Source organism: Arthrobacter sp. ERGS1:01, assembly GCF_001281315.1.
Classification (GTDB): Bacteria; Actinomycetota; Actinomycetes; order Actinomycetales; family Micrococcaceae; genus Specibacter.
Window position 1 is genome coordinate 1,434,730 of sequence record NZ_CP012479.1, and the last position, 17,785, is coordinate 1,452,514.

The 17,785-nt window shown below is 65.9% G+C and carries 14 protein-coding genes and 1 pseudogene; 5 read left to right on the top strand and 10 right to left on the bottom strand.

Annotated elements, in window-relative coordinates:
- The first annotated feature begins 33 nt into the window (after positions 1–33).
- Positions 34–1,431, top strand: a complete 1,398-nt coding sequence (locus AL755_RS10305; protein ID WP_054010928.1) for a hypothetical protein — start codon at positions 34–36, stop codon at positions 1,429–1,431.
- 34 nt (positions 1,432–1,465) lie between these two features.
- Here AL755_RS10305 and AL755_RS24575 read toward each other — a convergent pair whose 3' ends face one another.
- From AL755_RS24575 to AL755_RS10330, 6 genes and pseudogenes are all read right to left on the bottom strand, one after another.
- The gene (locus AL755_RS24575; protein WP_445290511.1) at positions 1,466–1,798 is read right to left on the bottom strand and encodes an alpha-L-rhamnosidase C-terminal domain-containing protein; all 333 of its coding nucleotides are present in this window, start codon (positions 1,796–1,798) and stop codon (positions 1,466–1,468) included.
- Positions 1,799–3,807 (bottom strand): annotated as a pseudogene (locus AL755_RS10310) (family 78 glycoside hydrolase catalytic domain); the annotation flags it as partial.
- Positions 3,804–4,688, bottom strand: a complete 885-nt coding sequence (locus AL755_RS10315; protein ID WP_054010929.1) for an ABC transporter ATP-binding protein — start codon at positions 4,686–4,688, stop codon at positions 3,804–3,806. The pseudogene AL755_RS10310 and the gene AL755_RS10315, both read right to left, overlap by 4 nt.
- A 3-nt stretch (positions 4,689–4,691) precedes the next feature.
- Positions 4,692–6,518: a dipeptide/oligopeptide/nickel ABC transporter permease/ATP-binding protein gene (locus AL755_RS10320; protein WP_054010930.1), complete on the bottom strand. Its 1,827-nt coding sequence runs from the start codon at positions 6,516–6,518 to the stop codon at positions 4,692–4,694.
- Positions 6,515–7,456: an ABC transporter permease gene (locus AL755_RS10325; RefSeq protein WP_054010931.1), complete on the bottom strand. Its 942-nt coding sequence runs from the start codon at positions 7,454–7,456 to the stop codon at positions 6,515–6,517. Before AL755_RS10325 ends, AL755_RS10320 begins: the two co-directional genes overlap by 4 nt.
- Positions 7,457–7,581: 125 nt before the next feature.
- Positions 7,582–9,126, bottom strand: coding sequence for an ABC transporter substrate-binding protein (locus AL755_RS10330; RefSeq protein WP_054010932.1), 1,545 nt, complete (start codon positions 9,124–9,126; stop codon positions 7,582–7,584).
- Between the two features lie 268 nt (positions 9,127–9,394).
- On the opposite strand from AL755_RS10330, the gene rhaI reads away from it, so the two are divergent.
- The 3 genes from rhaI to AL755_RS10345 are packed head-to-tail and all read left to right on the top strand — an operon-like array spanning position 9,395 to position 14,111.
- On the top strand, positions 9,395–10,561 hold the full coding sequence (rhaI, locus tag AL755_RS10335) for an L-rhamnose isomerase (protein ID WP_054010933.1): 1,167 nt from the start codon (positions 9,395–9,397) through the stop codon (positions 10,559–10,561).
- A gap of 5 nt (positions 10,562–10,566) precedes the next feature.
- The gene (locus AL755_RS10340) at positions 10,567–12,648 is read left to right on the top strand and encodes a bifunctional rhamnulose-1-phosphate aldolase/short-chain dehydrogenase (protein WP_082369104.1); all 2,082 of its coding nucleotides are present in this window, start codon (positions 10,567–10,569) and stop codon (positions 12,646–12,648) included.
- Positions 12,645–14,111: a rhamnulokinase gene (locus AL755_RS10345; protein WP_054010934.1), complete on the top strand. Its 1,467-nt coding sequence runs from the start codon at positions 12,645–12,647 to the stop codon at positions 14,109–14,111. The genes AL755_RS10340 and AL755_RS10345 overlap by 4 nt, the downstream gene beginning before the upstream one ends.
- A 22-nt stretch (positions 14,112–14,133) precedes the next feature.
- On the opposite strand, the gene AL755_RS10350 is transcribed toward AL755_RS10345, so the two are convergent.
- The 4 genes from AL755_RS10350 to AL755_RS10365 form a co-directional block, all read right to left on the bottom strand.
- Entirely contained in the window at positions 14,134–15,210 is a 1,077-nt protein-coding gene (locus AL755_RS10350) for a LacI family DNA-binding transcriptional regulator (protein WP_054010935.1), read from the bottom strand.
- Positions 15,211–15,340: 130 nt separating this feature from the next.
- On the bottom strand, positions 15,341–15,895 hold the full coding sequence (locus AL755_RS10355; protein WP_054010936.1) for an isochorismatase family protein: 555 nt from the start codon (positions 15,893–15,895) through the stop codon (positions 15,341–15,343).
- A gap of 97 nt (positions 15,896–15,992) precedes the next feature.
- Positions 15,993–16,763, bottom strand: a complete 771-nt coding sequence (mtnN, locus tag AL755_RS10360; RefSeq protein ID WP_054010937.1) for a 5'-methylthioadenosine/S-adenosylhomocysteine nucleosidase — start codon at positions 16,761–16,763, stop codon at positions 15,993–15,995.
- On the bottom strand, positions 16,760–17,227 hold the full coding sequence (locus AL755_RS10365; protein ID WP_202813556.1) for an S-ribosylhomocysteine lyase: 468 nt from the start codon (positions 17,225–17,227) through the stop codon (positions 16,760–16,762). The genes mtnN and AL755_RS10365 overlap by 4 nt, the downstream gene beginning before the upstream one ends.
- Positions 17,228–17,489: 262 nt before the next feature.
- Between AL755_RS10365 and AL755_RS10370 the strand changes: the two genes are divergently transcribed.
- Positions 17,490–17,732 carry a DUF2630 family protein gene (locus AL755_RS10370; RefSeq protein WP_054010939.1) on the top strand — a complete coding sequence of 81 codons (243 nt, stop codon included), beginning with the start codon at positions 17,490–17,492 and terminating at the stop codon, positions 17,730–17,732.
- Positions 17,733–17,785: the final 53 nt, after the last annotated feature.

A 17,785-nucleotide genomic window follows, 5' to 3' on the forward strand; every position in this document is an offset into this window, starting at 1 on the left:
CGGGACATTTTCCATTCCAGGCGGTGGGTTCGGATGAACGTACACAGGGGCAGGCATCAGGCCGCCACCGCCGAGGACGCCTGGGATCCGCCCGATACTTCAAGCGCCGTGCTGGTCATGCCGCTCAACCATGCACAAGAATCCTCGTTTCCCACGATTGAGTGGACGCCCGGCGTGCTGTGCGTCGTGCTGCCCGGGCATTCGGAGGGACTTCAGCAGTGGGCGGAGTTGGTCACCAACGAAAACGACCGGCGTGAACTGGTCAGCCCGGGGCCGGGGGCCGTGCTCTATCCGTCCGCCGAGGCAGGTGGCGGGGCCCCGGACGGTACGGCGGCAAGACGCATGCACCACCTGCTGCCCAAGGCACTTGACCTGGGTGGACTGACGCTGGTGGCCCTGGAGTTCCTGTCGCTGCCGCGAACCACCACCCAACCGGAGAATGGTCCGGGCTGCGCCGTGCTGGCCCTCCACCTGACGTTTCCACGCTGTGACGGTCCAAGCAATTCATTGGTGGCGCCCTTGGAAAGGCTGCGGGAACTAAGCTACTGGGACCCGGCGGCCACGGCCGGCCAGCACGACGGCGGTGCACGCAACGAGGCGCTGCAGCGTTGGCTTCCCTCTGTTCTCCCCACCGGCTGGGAACCGCCGGACCGTGGCACCAGGCTGGGTCTGTGCACCCTGCTCCTTGAACGGGACGCGGCCCGGGATGCCCGGTTCCAGGCCGTGGATTGGATGTACCTGGCGATCGCGTCCCGGCCCGTGAGGCCCGAAAGCGTCTCGGTGGATCGCCGGGCCTCGTTGCGGGTCCGGCAGATGTCGACGTCCTGGACCGTGCTGGTGATGCGGGACGGGATTTCGGTGCTGGCGGCGAGCGATGATTTCACCGAAAGCCTGCGCGCCTATTTTCATTCGGTCTATCTGGATGCGGTGCTCCTGTCCCGGCTGCAGGCGCTGCGCGCCACCGAGCTGGCGGCCCTGGTTCCCACGCCGGAATTGACGGACGTGGTCAAGCTGCGTGAGCTTGAGGGCGCCGTGCTCGACTTCCGGCGTCGAATCTGGTGGTCCTACCTGACCGGGAAACGCACCAGCCCGGGGGACTTCATCCTCAACTCCTGCCAGGACGAGCTGCGGCTGGCCGATCAGGTGGCCTCGCTGGCCGTCAACGCGGCCGACGCCGCGCGGCTGTCGTCGAGCCTTCACCAGGAGGCCCTGACCAAGGTGCAGGATCTGACCCGGGCGGCGCAGGAACGGACCAATGAGACCATCCAGTTCCTCACCGTCCTGCTGGCGCCATTGGCGCTCAGCTATGCGGCGTTCACCGTCCTGGGCGGCCCCGACCTGGCACATTTCCTGCTGGCCACCGCCATCGGATTGGGGCTGACGGCGGTGGCCTGGCTGGTGCTGAGGATTGTCCGGAAACGGCACGGGTGACTACGCCACGACGCCGACCCGGGCGGGTGGGGGTTTAGACCGGGTCCACCTGGGCGAGGGGCGCGGCAAAGGAATGCGTGCCGGACAAAACCGTGACGGCGTCCGTGCCCGGCAGCTCGACCTCGGCCGTGACCCCGGGCGGGACCGTCGCCTGGACCTGGAGGAACCCCTGCTCATCGAGCTGCCATGCCACTGCGACGACGCCGTGCGGGGACTGCAAGGAAACCTTGGCAGAGGTCAGGCCCGGCCCCGGGCGGGGTGCAATTCGGACCTTGGCATAGCCGGGTTCGAGCGGGCTCAGGCCACCCACCACCTTGTGCAGCCAATCGGCGACCGCGCCGAGGGCGTAGTGGTTGAAGCTGGTCATCTCGCCGGGGTTGATGGTGCCGTCGGGGAGCATGGAGTCCCAGCGTTCCCAGACGGTGGTGGCGCCCATTTTCACGGGGTAGAGCCAGGACGGGCATTCCTCCTCCAGCAGCAGGCAGTAGGCGTCCTCGATGTGGCCGGTGTCCGACAAGGCGCCGGTGATGTACGGGGTGCCGGCGAATCCGGTGGACACCCGATAGCCGTTGGCGCGCACCAGCTGGGAGAGCCGGTCCCCGGCGGCCTCGATTCTTTCGGGGCTGTCCAGGACATCGAAGGAGATGGCCAGCGCGTACACCGTGGGGCTGTCGCTGAGGATGATTCCGGCGTCATCCACGTAGTGGGCGTTGAAGGCGCGCTTCACCCGGTTGGCGAGGGCCTGGAAATGCTCGGCGTCGGCGGGCCGCCCCACGATGGCCGCGGCCCGGGCGGTCAGGTTCGCCGTGCGGACCAGGCACGCCGTGGCAACAACGCCCTTGTCGGCCTTGGCCGCCGCGGGGTTCTCCGGCGGGGCGTCCGGATCGAGCCAGTCGCCGAACTGGAATCCGGTGTCCCACAGGCCGGTTTCCGAGAGCAGCCCCTCCACCCTGCGGGTGTGCGCCGCCATGGAATCGAATTGCCGGTGCAGGACGGAGGCATCCCCGTACGCCTCCCAGAGGGCCCACGGCACCCATACCGCGGCCTCGCTCCACAGCGCGGTGGATTCGGGGACGGGGAAGTGCTCCGGGAACGTTTCATATTTGAGGATGTCGGGGATCACGAAGGGAACCAGGCCATCTTGGGCCTTTTGCTCCGCGGCCAGGTCGAGCAGCCAGTCCTGCAGGAAGTCCTTCACGTCGTACAGGAATGCCGCGGTGGGGGAGAAGACGGCGAGGTCGCCGGTCCAGCCCAGGCGCTCGTTGCGCTGGGGGCAGTCGGTGGGCACGTCCAGGAAGTTTCCGCGCAACCCCCACACCACGTTGCGGTGCAGTTGGTTGACGAGCTCGCTGGAGGTCTCGAAATGGCCGATCCGCTCGAGTTGGGTGTGGACCACCACTGCTTCAAGGGCCTCGGCAGCAAGTCCCGCGGTCAGCTCGACGGGCCAGCCGTCCACCTCCGCATAACGGAAGCCGTGGAACGTCTTGGTCGGTTCGAACACATCGAGCCCGCCGGAAAGGATGAAGCGGTCCGTTGCTTCGGCGGTGCGCAGCGGACGGGTGCCCAGTTCGCCGTCCTCGAGCACTTCGGCATGCCTGACGGTGATGGTGGTCCCGGCCGGTCCCTGGACGGTGATCCGGAGCCAGCCGACCAGGTTCTGCCCGAAATCGACAAGGGTCTTCCCGGCGGGGGAAGAGAACACCTTGACGGCTTTGAGGACTTCCGTGCGGGTGACGGGCGGCGCGACCGGCTCCGCCAGCCGGGCCTGGTCGAAGTCCAGGACATGCGTGCCGGTCCAGCCTGCGCCGTCGAATCCGGGCCGGCTCCAGGCGTCGCCCGCCAGCCGGGCGTCGATGGTCTGCCCGTTGTAGAGATCGTTCGCCAAGGTTGCCGACGGGCCGGATCGCCATGTGGCGTCCGATGCCACGGTGTGGATGAATCCGTCGGCGAATTCGACGTCAAGTTGGCCGAAAAAGCCCAGTTCCTCGCCGTAGAACCGGCTTCCCCGTTGAAGCCCAGGAATCCCCGGTACCACCCGTTGCCCAGGGAGACGCCCACGGTGTTTTCCGCCTGCAGCAGGGCGGTTACGTCGTAGCTGCGGTAACGCAGGCGCCACTCATAGGAACTCCAGCCGGGGCTCAGGACCTCCTCGGTGACGGCTTGTCCATTGATGAGAACGTCGAAGATGCCGAAGGCGGTGGCCCGCAGGGTTGCCGAGGTGACGGCGCCGTGGCCTTCCGGCAGGCTGAAATCCTTGCGCAGCAGCGGGGCGCCGGCAAAGTCGTCGTCGGCGGCGATCATGGTGGCGGACCACGGGGTTTGGTTCATGGGAAGGGCCTTGTCCTTTGTGTTTGAGGGGGTCTGAGGGGGCGTCATGCTACCCACATGTCAAGGTTGCCGCCGCCTTGTTCCACCTGTTGGCGCTGGGTTTCCAACAGGCGGTGGCGTTCGGCACGCCGCCGCTCCTGTTCGACGGGGTTGGCGACGGGAGCTGCCATGAGCAGGCGCTGGGTGTAGGGGTGTTCGGGGTGGTCGGTAATCTGCCGGGCCGTGCCCAGTTCCGCGACGGTGCCGTGGAAGAGGACGGCAATGCGGTGGCTCATTCGCCGCACCACGGCCAGGTCGTGGGTGATGAAGAGGTAGGCGACACCGGTGCGCTCCTGGATTTCCAGGAACAAGTCCAGCACGCGGGCCTGGGTTGATAGGTCCAGGGCGCTGGTCGGTTCATCGCAGATGATGAGTTTTGGCGAGAGGGCCAGCGCCCGGGCAATGGCGATGCGCTGGCGTTGGCCGCCGGAGAATTCGCGTGCCAGGCGCTGGCCCGCGTTGGGCGGCAGGTTTACGCTCTCGAGGAGGCTGCGGACCTTTTCGCGGCCTTCCTTCCGCCCCACCCCCTGCATCGGCTCGGAGAGGATGTCCTCGATGGTCATGGCCGGGTTGAGGGAGGAATACGGGTCCTGGAAGACCACCTGGATGTCCCGGGCTGACCGGCGTCGTTCCTTCGGTGGCATTTGCCCCAGGTCCTTCCCCTGGAAGGTGATGGAGCCCGAGGTGACTGGCGCCAATCCCAGGATCGCCCGGCCGATCGTGGTCTTGCCGGAGCCCGATTCACCCACCAGCCCCACGGTTTCACCCGGCGCGATGTCCAGGGAGATGCCGCGGATGACTTTGATGGGCTCCTTGCGGAAGCCGCGCCGGGGGAAGCTGACATGCAGCTCGTTGATTTGCAGCAGGGGAGTACCGGGGGTTGTCGACATGGCTCAGGCTCCTTGGACTTGGTTGGCGGTTAGCGGGGCCCGCAGCTGCGAGCCGTCAAGGGTGGCCCCCAGCAACATCCGCGTGTACTCATGCTGGGGCGCAGCGAACAGCTCGGCTGCCGAGTTGCTCTCCACGATCCGCCCCTGCTGCATGACGCTGACCCGGTCGCAGATATCCGCGACCACGCCCAGATTGTGGGTTACCAGGATCATGCCGATTTGGCGTTCCCGCTGCAGCTCCCGGAGCAACTCCAGCACCTCCGCCTGGACCGTGACGTCCAGGGCCGTGGTGGGTTCGTCGGCGATGATGAAATCCGGATCTCCCGCGAGGGCTCCGGCGATGAGGACGCGTTGCGCCATGCCACCCGAAATCTGGTGCGGGTAGGAATTGAACGTCCGCTCCGGGTCATTGATCCCCACCCGTTCCAGGAGTTTCAGCAGGACCTCCCTGGCCTGTGGCCGGCTGATGTCCTTGACCGCCCGCAGCCCGTACACCAGTTGCTTGCCGATGGTGAAGGTGGGGTCCAGGTTCGACATGGGTTCCTGGGGGATGTAGCCGATCTTCTTTCCCCGCAAGCTTTTCTGGAGCAGGGGATCGGAGAGCAGGTTCCGCCCTTGGTAGAAGACGCCTCCGCGAAGCACCAGCGCTTCCTTGGGCAGGATCCCGAGCACCGAGAACGCCGTCTGGGACTTGCCGGAACCCGATTCGCCCACCAGACCGTGGATTTCACCCTGCTGGACGTCGATGTTGACGCCCCGGACCACTTCCGTGACCGAATCCGTCGAGGTGGGGTAGCCGATAACCAGGTCGGTGATGGACAAATGGGGTGCCTGGTCACGGCCTGCGGACTCCTTGGGGCCCGCGGACTGTGGCGCAGCCGCCGCTGTCTTATAGTCGGCGCGGATCCGGCGGAGGGACTGCGGGGTCAGGACATGGCTGCGGGATCCGGCCGCGTGCAGGCCGTCGCGGATCGCGTTGCCCAGCAGCGCGAAAGCGAGGATGGTGACCGTGACCAGCAGGGCCGGCCAGAGCACGTTGATGCCGGCCAGATAGATGTTGGTGAAGGCTTCCCGGAGCATGCCGCCCCAGGACGGTTGGGTGGGGTCTCCCAGGCCCAGGAACTCCAGGCCGGCCTGGATGCCGATTCCGGCACCCAGGACAAAGGAGCTTTGGATGATGATCGGGGCCCGAACAGCCCGCAGCACGTGCCGGGACACGATGCGGAAGTCCGACAGGCCGGACACCTTGGCGGCGTCCACGTAAAGCTCGTTGCGGACATTCACCACGAGGGAGCGGATCAGCCGGAAGTAGGAGGGCGCGATCAGGACGCCAAAGACCGCCATGGCGACCATGATGTTGGGACCGATCACCGCATAGAGCGCGATCAACAGGGCAAAGCCGGGCAGGGCCAGGATCACATTGGCCACCCAGCTGGATATGGCGTCGAACCAGCCGCTGTAGTATCCGGCGATCAGCCCGGTGGTGGCTCCCAGGACCAGGGACACCACGAGCACGACGGTTGCGGCAACCAGGGTGCTGCCCGTTGCGAACATCAGGCGGGAGAGGATGTCCCGGCCGGAGGCGTCGCCGCCCAGGATGAAGCTGCCGCTAAAGGGCGGCGCATTGGTCTGGGCGAGGTCGGTAAATCCCGGATTGAACGGGGCCAGGAACGGTCCCGCTATTCCGAACAACACGATGGCGAGCAGGACGATGGCGCTGGCCAGGCCGACGGGGTTCTTCAGGATCAGGCGCAGCGCCGACTTCTTGTGAGTGCCCGCCTCGTCGATGGTTGGCGTGGCCGTTGGGGTGGTGAGGTTTTCGACGCTCATGAGATCCGCGCTTTCGGGTTGACCCAGCCGTTGAGCAAATCAACGATGATATTGACGACGACGACAACAATGACGATGAACAATACGTCCCCCATGACGGCCGGGATGTCGCCCTGGAGGGCGGCGCTGCCAATGAGTACGCCCATGCCTGGCAATGCGAAGACCTGCTCGATCACAATGACGCCGCCCATCAGGGCGATGGTCTGGAGGGAGAGGATGGTCAGCCCCGGGCTGGCGGCGTTGCGCAATGCGTGCCGGAAAATGATGTTCCGCTCCGAGATGCCGCGGGTGCGCAGGGTGCGGATGTAGTCCTGGTTGAGCACATCGATCATGGCGCCGCGGAATTGCTGGGCGGAGTTGGCCACGGCGCCAATGAGGACCGCCGTCACGGGCAGGACAAGGGACATGGCCCAGCCTGCGGTGTCGTAATCGGGTGCCACGTAGCCGGTGGCCGGGAACAGCGGGATGGTCAGGGCGAACAGGAAAACGAGCGCGATCGCAATGACGAAGTTGGGTATGGCGGAACCGGCAACCGAGACAAACTGCAGGGTCCGGTCCAGCCAGCCGCCGCGCACCGCGGCCGCAACGCCGATGATGACGCTGATCAACATGGTGAAGAACAGGGAGACCAACACCAGGGACAAGGTGACGGGAATCCGGGTGGACAGCATGCTGGTGATGGGCTCATTGGTGAAGTAGCTGACGCCGAGATCGCCCTGGACCAGGTTGCCCAGCCATTTGAAGTACTGGAGCAACACAGGTTGGTCCAGTCCCAATTCGTGGACCTTTGCCACGACCTGGTCCGGGGTGGCGTTCTGCCCCAGGACCTGGCGGGCGATGGCGGGGCCATTGTTGAAGATGAGCATGAAGGTCACCGCCGTCACGACGATGGTCAGTACCAGGCCGGAGAAGATTTTTCTAAGCAGAAACTGCAGCATGAGTGTGTTCCTTTGGCGCGTCGAGCCCTGCCCGACAGCTGAAAGTCATTGGTTCCCCGGCCCGGTGACGGGACAGGCGGGCCAAAACCGGTTCCGGACCGGGTGGAGTGCCCGGTCCGGAGGGCTTACTTTGAGGCGAAGGTGAAGAGGTACGGGACGACGCTGCCGAGCACGGGAGTGGCCGTGGTGGTCTTGTCCGTGGCGTAGAAGTTCGTGGGCAATGCCCACGGGGCGAACCATGCGTTATCGACAAGGAACTTGTTGATGGCCTGGGCGTTGGCCTTGGCGTCCGCGCCCTTGAGCGTCTGGGCCTTGTCGATCAGCGGCGTCAGCGCCGGATCAACGTCCCTGGTGATATTCCAGATGGAATCCGGCGCAATGGACTGGACGATGTCCCACAAGGCTGTGCGGGATTCAAGGGTAAAGAAGAACACAGGGTACTTGCCGCTGAGGATTTCAAGGATTGCCGTACCGCCCGAGAGCTTCTTCTCGGTGACCCGGATGTTGAGCAGGCCAAGCTGCTGGGTGATGATCGGGTTGGCGTAGTCCAGTCCGTTGAGGGAGGGAATGGTCAGCTCGAAGCCGCCCGCGAAGCCGGCCTCGGCCATGAGGGCCTTGGCCTTGGCGACATCGAAGGGATACTGGTTGACGACGTCGGGCAGGTAGGCTTCGCTCTTGTCGTTGAAGATTTGGTTGGTCACCGAGCCGTTGCCCTGGAACAGGGCCTTGATGATTCCCTCACGGTCAAAGACCATGTTCATGGCCTGGCGCACCTTCACCTGGCCCAGGGCGGGGATGGTCTTTCCGTTGCGGTCGCCCAGGAACAACCCTGCCCAGTTGACCTTGTTTTCCAGCAGGTTCAACCCGGAGCCCTTCAGCTCGGCGGAGGTTTGCGAGGTTGCCGGGGATGCGTTGACCTGTCCGGACTTCAGGGCGCTCACGCGGGCGGTGATGTCCAGGAGGATCTTGAACACCACCTTTTCGAACGGGAACGCCGCCTTGTTCCAATAGTCCGGATTCCGCACGAATGAATAGGTGGCGCCCGTGGTGGTGTTGGCCGCATCCAATTTGTAGGGGCCGGATCCGACGGGTGTTTGGTCCCGGGTGGAGGCAGTCAACGACGCCGGGCTGGCCACGATTCCGGGGGCCAGGCACATGAACGTGGGCATCAGGCCGTTGGGTTGCGGTGAGGTGAGCACCAGCGTGGTCGCATCCGGCGCGTCAACCTTCAGCTTCGCAACACGGCTGGCATCGGAACCACCGCCGGTCTTCATGTGTTCGATGGAGGCCTTCGCCGCGGCGGCATCGACGGCGGTGCCGTCCGTGAACTTCACGCCCGTGCGCAGCTTCATGGTGAGGACCGTGTTGTCCTCGTTCATGGTGAACGATTCCGCCAGGTTCGGGACAATCTCGCCTTCGGGGCTGTACTTCAACAGGGTGTCCCACACGGACTGCCAGATCTGCACGACGGTGCCGCCGCTTTGCTGCTTTGCGGGATCAAATCCGATGTAGTCGGCATCCACCGCGAGGGTCAATGTCCTGGTGGCGGCCCCTCCGGCGGAGCCGGCCGGCGAGTTCTTGGGCGAGCAGGCAGCGGCCGACAGCATGACGGCGCTGAGTCCGCCGAAAAGGATCGTCCTGTTGAAATTGCGCCGACTAACATCGGTCATGATGCCTCCTATGGCTGTTCCCCGGGACTTCATTGTAGGGGGAGAAGATCAATTTGTTGAAACGTTGCAAAATCAAGCAAACATGATCCGTGTCACAAAGTCAACCGCGGGACCTGGGGTGGAGTTGAGCGTCTTTTGGCGGGCGAAGCAACGTCTTGACAGGGGGATGTGGCGCGGGCTACATTTTCGATGAAACGATTCAAGAATGGCGTTCCGACAGTTGCCGGGACCATCAGCGGCATTGGCCGTACCAACGGAAGCGAAAACGATGACAAACAAAACGGCAGGGTTGGGGCGCTTGGATGAGTTGGCCATTGAGGTGCCATCCTGGGCCTACGGGAATTCCGGCACGCGCTTCAAGGTGTTTGGCACCCCGGGCACGCCCCGCACGGTGCAGGAAAAGATCGCCGATGCGGCAAAGGTTCATGAGCTGACCGGTCTTGCCCCGACCGTGGCGCTGCACATCCCCTGGGACAAGGTGGACGACTATGCCGCCCTTGGACAACATGCGGCCGAGCTGGGTGTGGGCCTGGGCACCGTCAACTCCAACACCTTCCAAGACGATGTCTATAAGTTCGGCTCCCTGACCCATGTGGACGCTGCGGTGCGCCGCCAGGCCATCGACCACCACTTCGAGTGCATCGACGTCATGGATGCCACGGGCTCGCGTGACCTTAAGATTTGGCTGGCCGATGGCACCAACTATCCGGGCCAGGGCGATATTCGCGGCCGCCAGGACCGGCTGGCCGAATCCCTGCAGGAGATTTACGCCCGCCTGGGCGATCAGCAGCGGATGGTGTTGGAGTACAAGTTCTTCGAGCCGGCTTTCTACCACACGGACGTCCCGGACTGGGGCACCTCCTACGCGCACACACTGGCCTTGGGGGAGAAGGCGCTGGTCTGCCTGGACACCGGCCACCACGCCCCGGGCACCAACATCGAGTTCATCGTGGCGCAACTGCTGCGGCTGGGCAAGCTGGGCTCCTTCGACTTCAATTCCCGTTTCTACGCCGACGACGACCTGATCGTGGGCGCCGCGGATCCCTACCAGCTGTTCCGCATCATGTACGAGGTGATCCGCGGTGGCGGGCTGGGACCGGAATCCGGCGTCGCACTCATGCTGGACCAGTGCCACAACCTGGAGGAAAAGATCCCTGGGCAAATCCGCTCCGTGCTCAACGTGCAGGAAATGACGGCCCGGGCGCTGCTGGTGGACCGGGTGGCCCTGGCAGAGGCGCAGGATGCCGGCGACGTGTTGGGCGCCAATGGCATCTTCTCGGACGCCTTCTACACGGACGTCCGCCCGGCCCTGGCCGAATGGCGCGAGTCCCGCGGCCTGCCCGGAGATCCGCTGGCCGCCTATGCCGCCAGTGGTTACCAGAAACAAATCAACGAAGAGCGCGTGGGCGGAACCCAGGCCGGATGGGGAGCATGAGCGCCATGACCGAAACGACAAGCACGACGGCGTCGCCCGCCGGCGCCGCCCGCGGCGCCGAAGCCGTGGCAGCCCTGCTTTCCCGATCGAACCGCCTTGGAGCGGACAAGCGCAACACCAACTATGCCGGGGGCAACACCTCCGCCAAGGGAATGGCCACGGACCCCGTCACGGGGGAACCGGTGGAACTGTTGTGGGTCAAGGGTTCCGGCGGCGACCTGGGCACGCTCACGGAATCCGGGTTGGCCGTGCTGCGCGTGGACCGGCTGCGCGCCCTCGTCAACAGCTACCCCGGTGTGGAACGCGAAGACGAGATGGTGGCGGCCTTCGACTACTGCCTGCATGGAAAGGGCGGCGCGGCGCCGTCGATCGACACCGCCATGCACGGCCTGGTGGACGCCGCCCACGTTGACCACCTGCACCCCGACTCCGGCATTGCCATCGCCACGGCGGCCGACGGCGAGGAGCTCACGGCCACGATTTTTGGCACCAAGGTGGCCTGGGTGCCGTGGCGCCGCCCCGGCTTCCAACTGGGCCTGGACATCGCCGCCATCAAGGCCGGCAACCCGGATGCCATCGGGGTGATCCTGGGCGGCCACGGCATCACCGCCTGGGGCGGATGCAGCGAGGAAGCCGAGGCGAACTCGCGCTGGATCATCGACACCGCGGAGGCGTTCATCAACGCCAACGGCCGGGCGGAACCGTTCGGTGCACCGCTGCCCGGCTACGGTGCGCTGCCGGTGGCCCAACGACGGGCGAAAGCCGCCGCCCTGGCGCCCACCATCCGCGGACTGGCCTCCACCGACAAGGCCGCCGTCGGACACTTCAGCGACGACCCCGCAGTGCTGGACTTCCTGGCATCTGCCGAACACCCGCGCCTGGGCGCCCTGGGCACCAGCTGCCCCGACCACTTCCTGCGCACCAAGGTCACCCCGCTCATCCTGGACCTGCCCGCCGACGCATCCATCGCTGATTCCATTGCGCGGCTCAAGGAACTCCACGGCGAGTACCGCACGGCCTATGCGGCCTACTACGACCGCCACGCGGGCACGGATTCACCGGCCATGCGCGGCGCCGACCCGGCCATCGTGCTGGTGCCCGGCGTTGGCATGTTCTCCTACGGTGCCAACAAGCAGACCGCACGCGTGGCCGGCGAGTTCTACCTCAACGCCATCAACGTCATGCGCGGGGCCGAAGCGCTCTCCAGCTACGCACCCATTGACGAAGCCGAAAAGTTCCGGATCGAATACTGGGCGTTGGAGGAAGCCAAGCTGGCCCGGCTGCCCAGGCCGAAATCCCACGCCACCCGGATCGCCCTGGTGACCGGGGCGGCGTCGGGCATTGGCAAGGCCATCGCGACCCGGCTGGCAAAAGAGGGCGCCTGCGTGGTGATCGCGGATTTGAACCTTGAGGCCGCCGAATCCGTGGCTGCCGAACTTGGCGGAAGCGATGTTGCCGTGGGCATTCGGGCCGACGTCACCGACGAGGCCGCCGTGCAGGGCGCCGTCGACGCCGCGGTGCTGGCCTTCGGCGGCCTGGACCTGGTGGTCAACAACGCCGGGCTGTCCATCTCCAAGCCGCTGCTGGAAACCTCCGAGAAGGACTGGGACCTCCAGCACAATGTCATGGCCAAGGGCTCCTTCCTGGTCTCCAAGGCCGCCGCGAAGGTGCTGATAGAACAGGATATGGGCGGGGACATCATCTACATCTCCTCCAAGAATTCCGTCTTTGCCGGCCCCAACAACATCGCCTACTCGGCCACCAAGGCCGACCAGGCCCACCAGGTGCGCCTGCTTGCCGCCGAATTGGGCGAATACGGCGTCCGGGTGAACGGCATCAACCCCGACGGCGTGGTGCGCGGCTCCGGCATTTTCGCCGGCGGGTGGGGGGCCAAGCGTGCCGCCGTCTACGGCGTGGACGAGGAAAAACTGGGCGAGTATTACGCCCAGCGGACCCTGCTCAAGCGTGAAGTACTGCCCGAAAACGTGGCGAACGCGGCGGCCGTGCTGACCTCCGCCGAGCTGTCCCACACCACCGGGCTGCACATCCCGGTCGACGCCGGCGTCGCCGCGGCCTTCCTGCGATGACGGGAGTACATTCTGGAGCCCCGACGGCTCCCTTGTTCGTGGCCGTCGACATTGGGGCCTCCTCCGGGCGGATCATGGTCGGCAAGGTCTCGACTGATGCTAATGGCGGCCGGGCCGTGGAGCTGGACGTGGTGCATCGCTTCCCCAACGGCGTGATTGAACGACCCGGCGGAACCCTCCATTGGGACCTCTCGGGCCTCTTCGACGAGGTCGTCGCCGGGTTGGGGGCGGCGGTACGCCATGCAGCGGCCGCCGGCGCGACCATCGAAAGCATCGGCATCGACACCTGGGCGGTGGACTACGGGCTCCTCGACTCCGACGGCGGGCCCGTCAGCCAGCCGTTCAGCTACCGGGACGGCCGCGGGGCCGCGGCCGTGGACTGGGTCCACGGGCGCATCAGCCCGGAACGGCTCTACGCGGTAACCGGCCTGCAACACCTGCCGTTCAACACGATCTACCAGCTGGCCGCCGAGGCGGACTTGACCGGCAAGCAGGCGTTGTTGATCCCCGACCTGTTGGCCTACAAGCTCACCGGAGTCCGGCGCACCGAATCGACAAACGCCTCCACGACGGGCCTCTATGATGCGGCGGCGGGGGAGTGGGCCACCGAACTCATCGCCGCACTAGATCTGCCGCCGGACGTGTTTGCGCCACTGATCGAGCCCGGCGAAACCATCGGCACCGTACTGCCGGCCATTGCCGAACGCACCGGACTTCCGGAGCGGACCGCCGTGGTCGCGGTCGGTTCGCACGACACCGCATCCGCCGTCCTCGCCGTTCCCGGCAATGTCCCGAACTTCGCCTACATCTCCTCCGGGACGTGGTCGCTGGTGGGCCTGGAGCTCGACGCGCCGATCCTCAGCAAGGCGAGCCGACTGGCCAACTTCACCAACGAACGCGGCGTGGACGGCATCATCCGTTACCTGCGCAACGTCGGCGGGCTATGGCTGCTCAGTGAGTCGATGCGCAGCTGGGACGAGGACGCCCCCGGGCTCGCTTTGCCCGCGCTCTTGGCGGCAGCGGCAGCCGAAGCTGCCGGTGGCCCGCTGATCGACGTTGACTCCGATGAGTTCATTGCCCCGGGGAACATGCCCCAGCGCATCGTGGCCGCGGTAAGGGCCAAGGGTGCGGAACTGGAAGCCCGGCCGGCCGCCGTCGTGCGCTGTATCCTCGACAGCCTGGCTGCGGCTTATGCACGGACGGTTGCGGAGGCCCAGGAGCTTTCGGGTCAAAGGGTGGAGGTGATCCACATCGTGGGCGGCGGCTCGCAAAATGAACTGCTGTGCCAGCTGACGGCTGACGCCACGGGACTGCCCGTGGTGGCCGGTCCCGTGGAGGCCACGGCCTTGGGTAATGTGCTCATCCAGGCCCGGGCTGCCGGAGTCGTGCCCCCGGGGCGGACCGCCCTGCGCGAACTTGTGCGTGCCGGGACCCGGCTGCGGCACTACACCCCTGCCGGCTGACAACTGAGGTGCCGGCAGGGCGTTACAGCGAGCTGAGCACTTCATCGTCCGTGGCGGCTGCCCCCACTTGCGCCACGGAACTGCCACGGACGATGAGCTCGGGGCTGAACATGACCTGGCGGTGTGAGCCGGGGGAGTCGAGTTCCTCACCCAGGAGTTCGATCGCCGTCCTGCCGAGGAGCTCCGTCGGCTGCCGCACCGAGGTGAGCGGCACGACGGCGGAGGCGGCGAAGTCGATGTCGTCGTAGCCGACCAGGGCAACGTCTTCGGGAACCCGGATGCTGCGCAGCATCGTGAGGGCCTGCAGGACTCCCAAAGCCAACAGGTCATTGGCGCAGAAGATGCCGTCGGGGAGCTGGTCCCGTCCGAGCTGAACGAGGTGTTCGGCCGCCGTCCGGCCCTGCATCACGGTCAGCGCTTTGCATTCGAGCACCTGCAAGGTAACCCCCGGCGACTCCGCGACCGCCATCCGGGCGCCCTTCAAACGCTCACCCACCTGCCGGATGCCGGCCGGACCACAGACATACGTCAGGCGGCGGCGGCCCTGGTCAATCAGGTGGCGTACCGCCAAATACCCTCCGGCAACGTCGTCCACGGCAACCGAACTGTACTTCTCGGGGTCCTCCATCCTGTCGACGAGGATGGGCACCACACCCCTGTCCCGGAGTGCGTCGAGCCGGTCAAGGATCGCATCGACCGGTGAGATCAGCAGGCCCAGGACCCGTTGTTCCTCGAACGAGTCGATATAGCGTGCTTCCCGGACGGGGTCGTGACCGCTGTTGCCCAGGATCACCAGGTGCCCCCGTTTCATGGCTTCATCCTCGGCGCCCCGGGCGACATCCATGAAGAAGGGGTTGCCGGCGTCGAGCACGATCTGGCCGATGGTCCTGCTGTGGCCCGCGCGCAACTGCCGTGCGGCGTCATTGCGGACGAAGCCGAGCTCCCGAATGACTTTCAGCACCAACTCCAACTTTGCCGGGGCCACGCGTTCGGGATGGTTGAGGACATTGGACACGGTCCCCACGGCGACGCCGGCGCGCCGGGCCACCTCCGTGATGCTCACGGGCCGGGCCGAGCCCGGAGTGTGGTGTTCGGCCATGGTTCGTTCCTCTCGCGGGGCACGGGTGCTTGGAATCAATACTCCACGATACGTTTGAAACGTGCAAAAATGCGTCCCGAGAGGCCGCGTGTCCCCTTCTTGGGTGGTCACGCGGGGCTGAACCGGCGGCTTAGTCCGTGAAGCTGATGTCCGCCGCCGGGGTGACGGCGGCCGTCCGGCCCGGCGCGCCCTGGTATTGCCAATACAGGTTGGTGTGGGCTATGACCGCCTCCACGGGCGGGGCGCCCCAGGCGCTCTTGTCGCCGGCCGTGTGGGCATCGGCCACCAGTGTGACATCGTAGCCGCGGGTGAACGCACCGTGGATGGTGGAGCGGACGCAGGCGTCGGTTTCGGCGCCGGCCACCACCAGCTTGCCCACGCCCTTGCCGGCCAGGATATCCTCCAGCGCGGTGCCCTCGAAGGAGTCGCCGTAAGCCTTCGCCACGAGCGGCTCGGCCTCCTGCCGGACCAGCTCGGGAACGTACTCCCACGCCTCGCTGCCGATGGGCAGGTCCTCGTCGGAATGCTGGACCCACACCACCAGGGTGCCAGCGCTCCGGGCCTTTTCCACCAGGGAATTGATGTTCCGCACCACGTCGTCGCGCTTGAAGACACCGTCCACCACGCCGTTTTGGACGTCGACAACCACCAGGGCGGTGTTGGGGCGGTTTTGAAGCGTTGTCATCGGTACTCTCCATTGTTGTTGGGAAGTTGCGTTTCGGGAGCGAATGCCTTGCACTTTCGAGCCTAGTCCGGCCTCCCGGCCGGCACCACCCCGGAAACTACGAGGCGGCCGACGCCGCCTGGGGCCGCGGCGCACCTGCGGCAATCCAGGAGCCGATCACGGCCGTGGCAATCTCGGCCGAGCGTTCGGCGGCGTCGTCGACGTGGGTCAGGAAGTCGGCCTCCGAGGCGGGCCCGCACAAATCGGAGATGCCGCGGATGGCAAGGAACGGAGCCTTGTAGGCGTGGCAGGTCTGTGCAATCGCCGATGACTCCATGTCGGTGGCCAGCACCTCGTCAAACTGGCCCTTGATGACCACCGCGCGTTCCCGGCCCACAAACGAATAGCTCGAAACGATCAGGCCGTGGTGCACCGTGTCCACGAGGCGCTGGGCTGCCGGATGAAGGGCAATGGCGTCCACCAGGTTGTCGGGCACCGGGTAGGACGCCGGCATGCCCGGGACCTGGCCCAGCTCGTAGCCAAAGGCGCGTGCGTCGGCGTCGGCGTTGATGTTGTCCGTGCCAATGACGACGTCGCCCACCCGGACGGAGTCGCCCAGGCCGCCCGCACTCCCGGCGCTGATCACCAGGGGCGGCAAAGCGTCGCTGTGGTCCTTATTGGCGAGCAGCAGGGCCGACGTGGCTGCTGAGGCGGCGTTGACCAGGCCGATCCCGCCCTGGACAAAGAGGGCGTGGTGGCCGTTGATGACACCCGTGCGGTGTACGGCATTGCCAACCTGGATGGCTTCGCTGACCTCCGTGGCGCGCTGCAGGAAGGGCGCAACCTCCTCCTCCATTGCTGCAATGACGATGACGTCGACCGCGCTCATGCGAACACCTGGTCCCACACGGCACGCTGGGCCAGGAACGCCTTCGCGGCTTCCTGGGCGGCGCTGAGGGAATGGTTTTCGCCCCAACCGCACTGGACCTCGTTCGCGGCGGGCACCTCCGTGGCCGACAGGACGTCCGTGAGCGTCGCTTCAATGAGATCGAGCACGGCGGCATTGTCAGGTTCGCCCTGAAGGATGAGGTAGTACCCGGTCTGGCAGCCCATGGGGGAGAAGTCGATCACGGCGCCCGAGTGGTTCCGGGAGTGCTCGGCAAACAAGTGCTCCAGGGAATGGACGGCCTTCATGTCCAGGTGGGCAACGTTTGGCTGGGTGAACCGCACATCGTATTTGGTAATGACGTCCCCGTGCGGCAGTTCCTTGCGGTCGGCAACCCGCACATACGGTGCCGAGACCAGGCGGTGGTCAAGGTTGAAGGACTCTACGTTCATGCGTGACGGATTCATGACTCAAACTTTCCTGCGAAGGTGTCGGGGCGGGTGCTGCGTCGCGGCCCGCCGGCTGCCGTTTTCATCCTAGCGGGCAAGGCCGGAACGGCGCTGTGACGTCATGCTTCGTCATCTTGCGCACGGGGCAGCCGTGCCGGCTGCTTGGCCCGCCCGGAATCCCCCTCGCCGCCGGGTGGAAACGGCACTAACGTGGTTCTTGGCAGCGCAGTGGAAGGCCAAAAGCGTGTTGGAATCCGACGAGCAGGCAGGGAGAACCCTAATGAGCGACTACCAGGTGCACCAAAAAATCGAGGAACTGGTCAAGGCGGAGCAGGAGCTTCGCGGAGCCATGGCGGACCAGGCCCAACTGCCCGAACGTGCGGCAAAGCTGAAGGACATCGAGGTCCAGCTGGATCAATGCTGGGACCTGCTGCGCCAGCGCCAGGCCAAGGTCCACGCCGGCGAAAACCCCGACGAGGCACACCTCCGCTCCGCCAGCGAAGTGGAGGGCTACCGGCAGTAGCGCCGCTGCCCTGCAACGACGTGCGGGCCACCGGGTCCACAAACGCGGCTGGG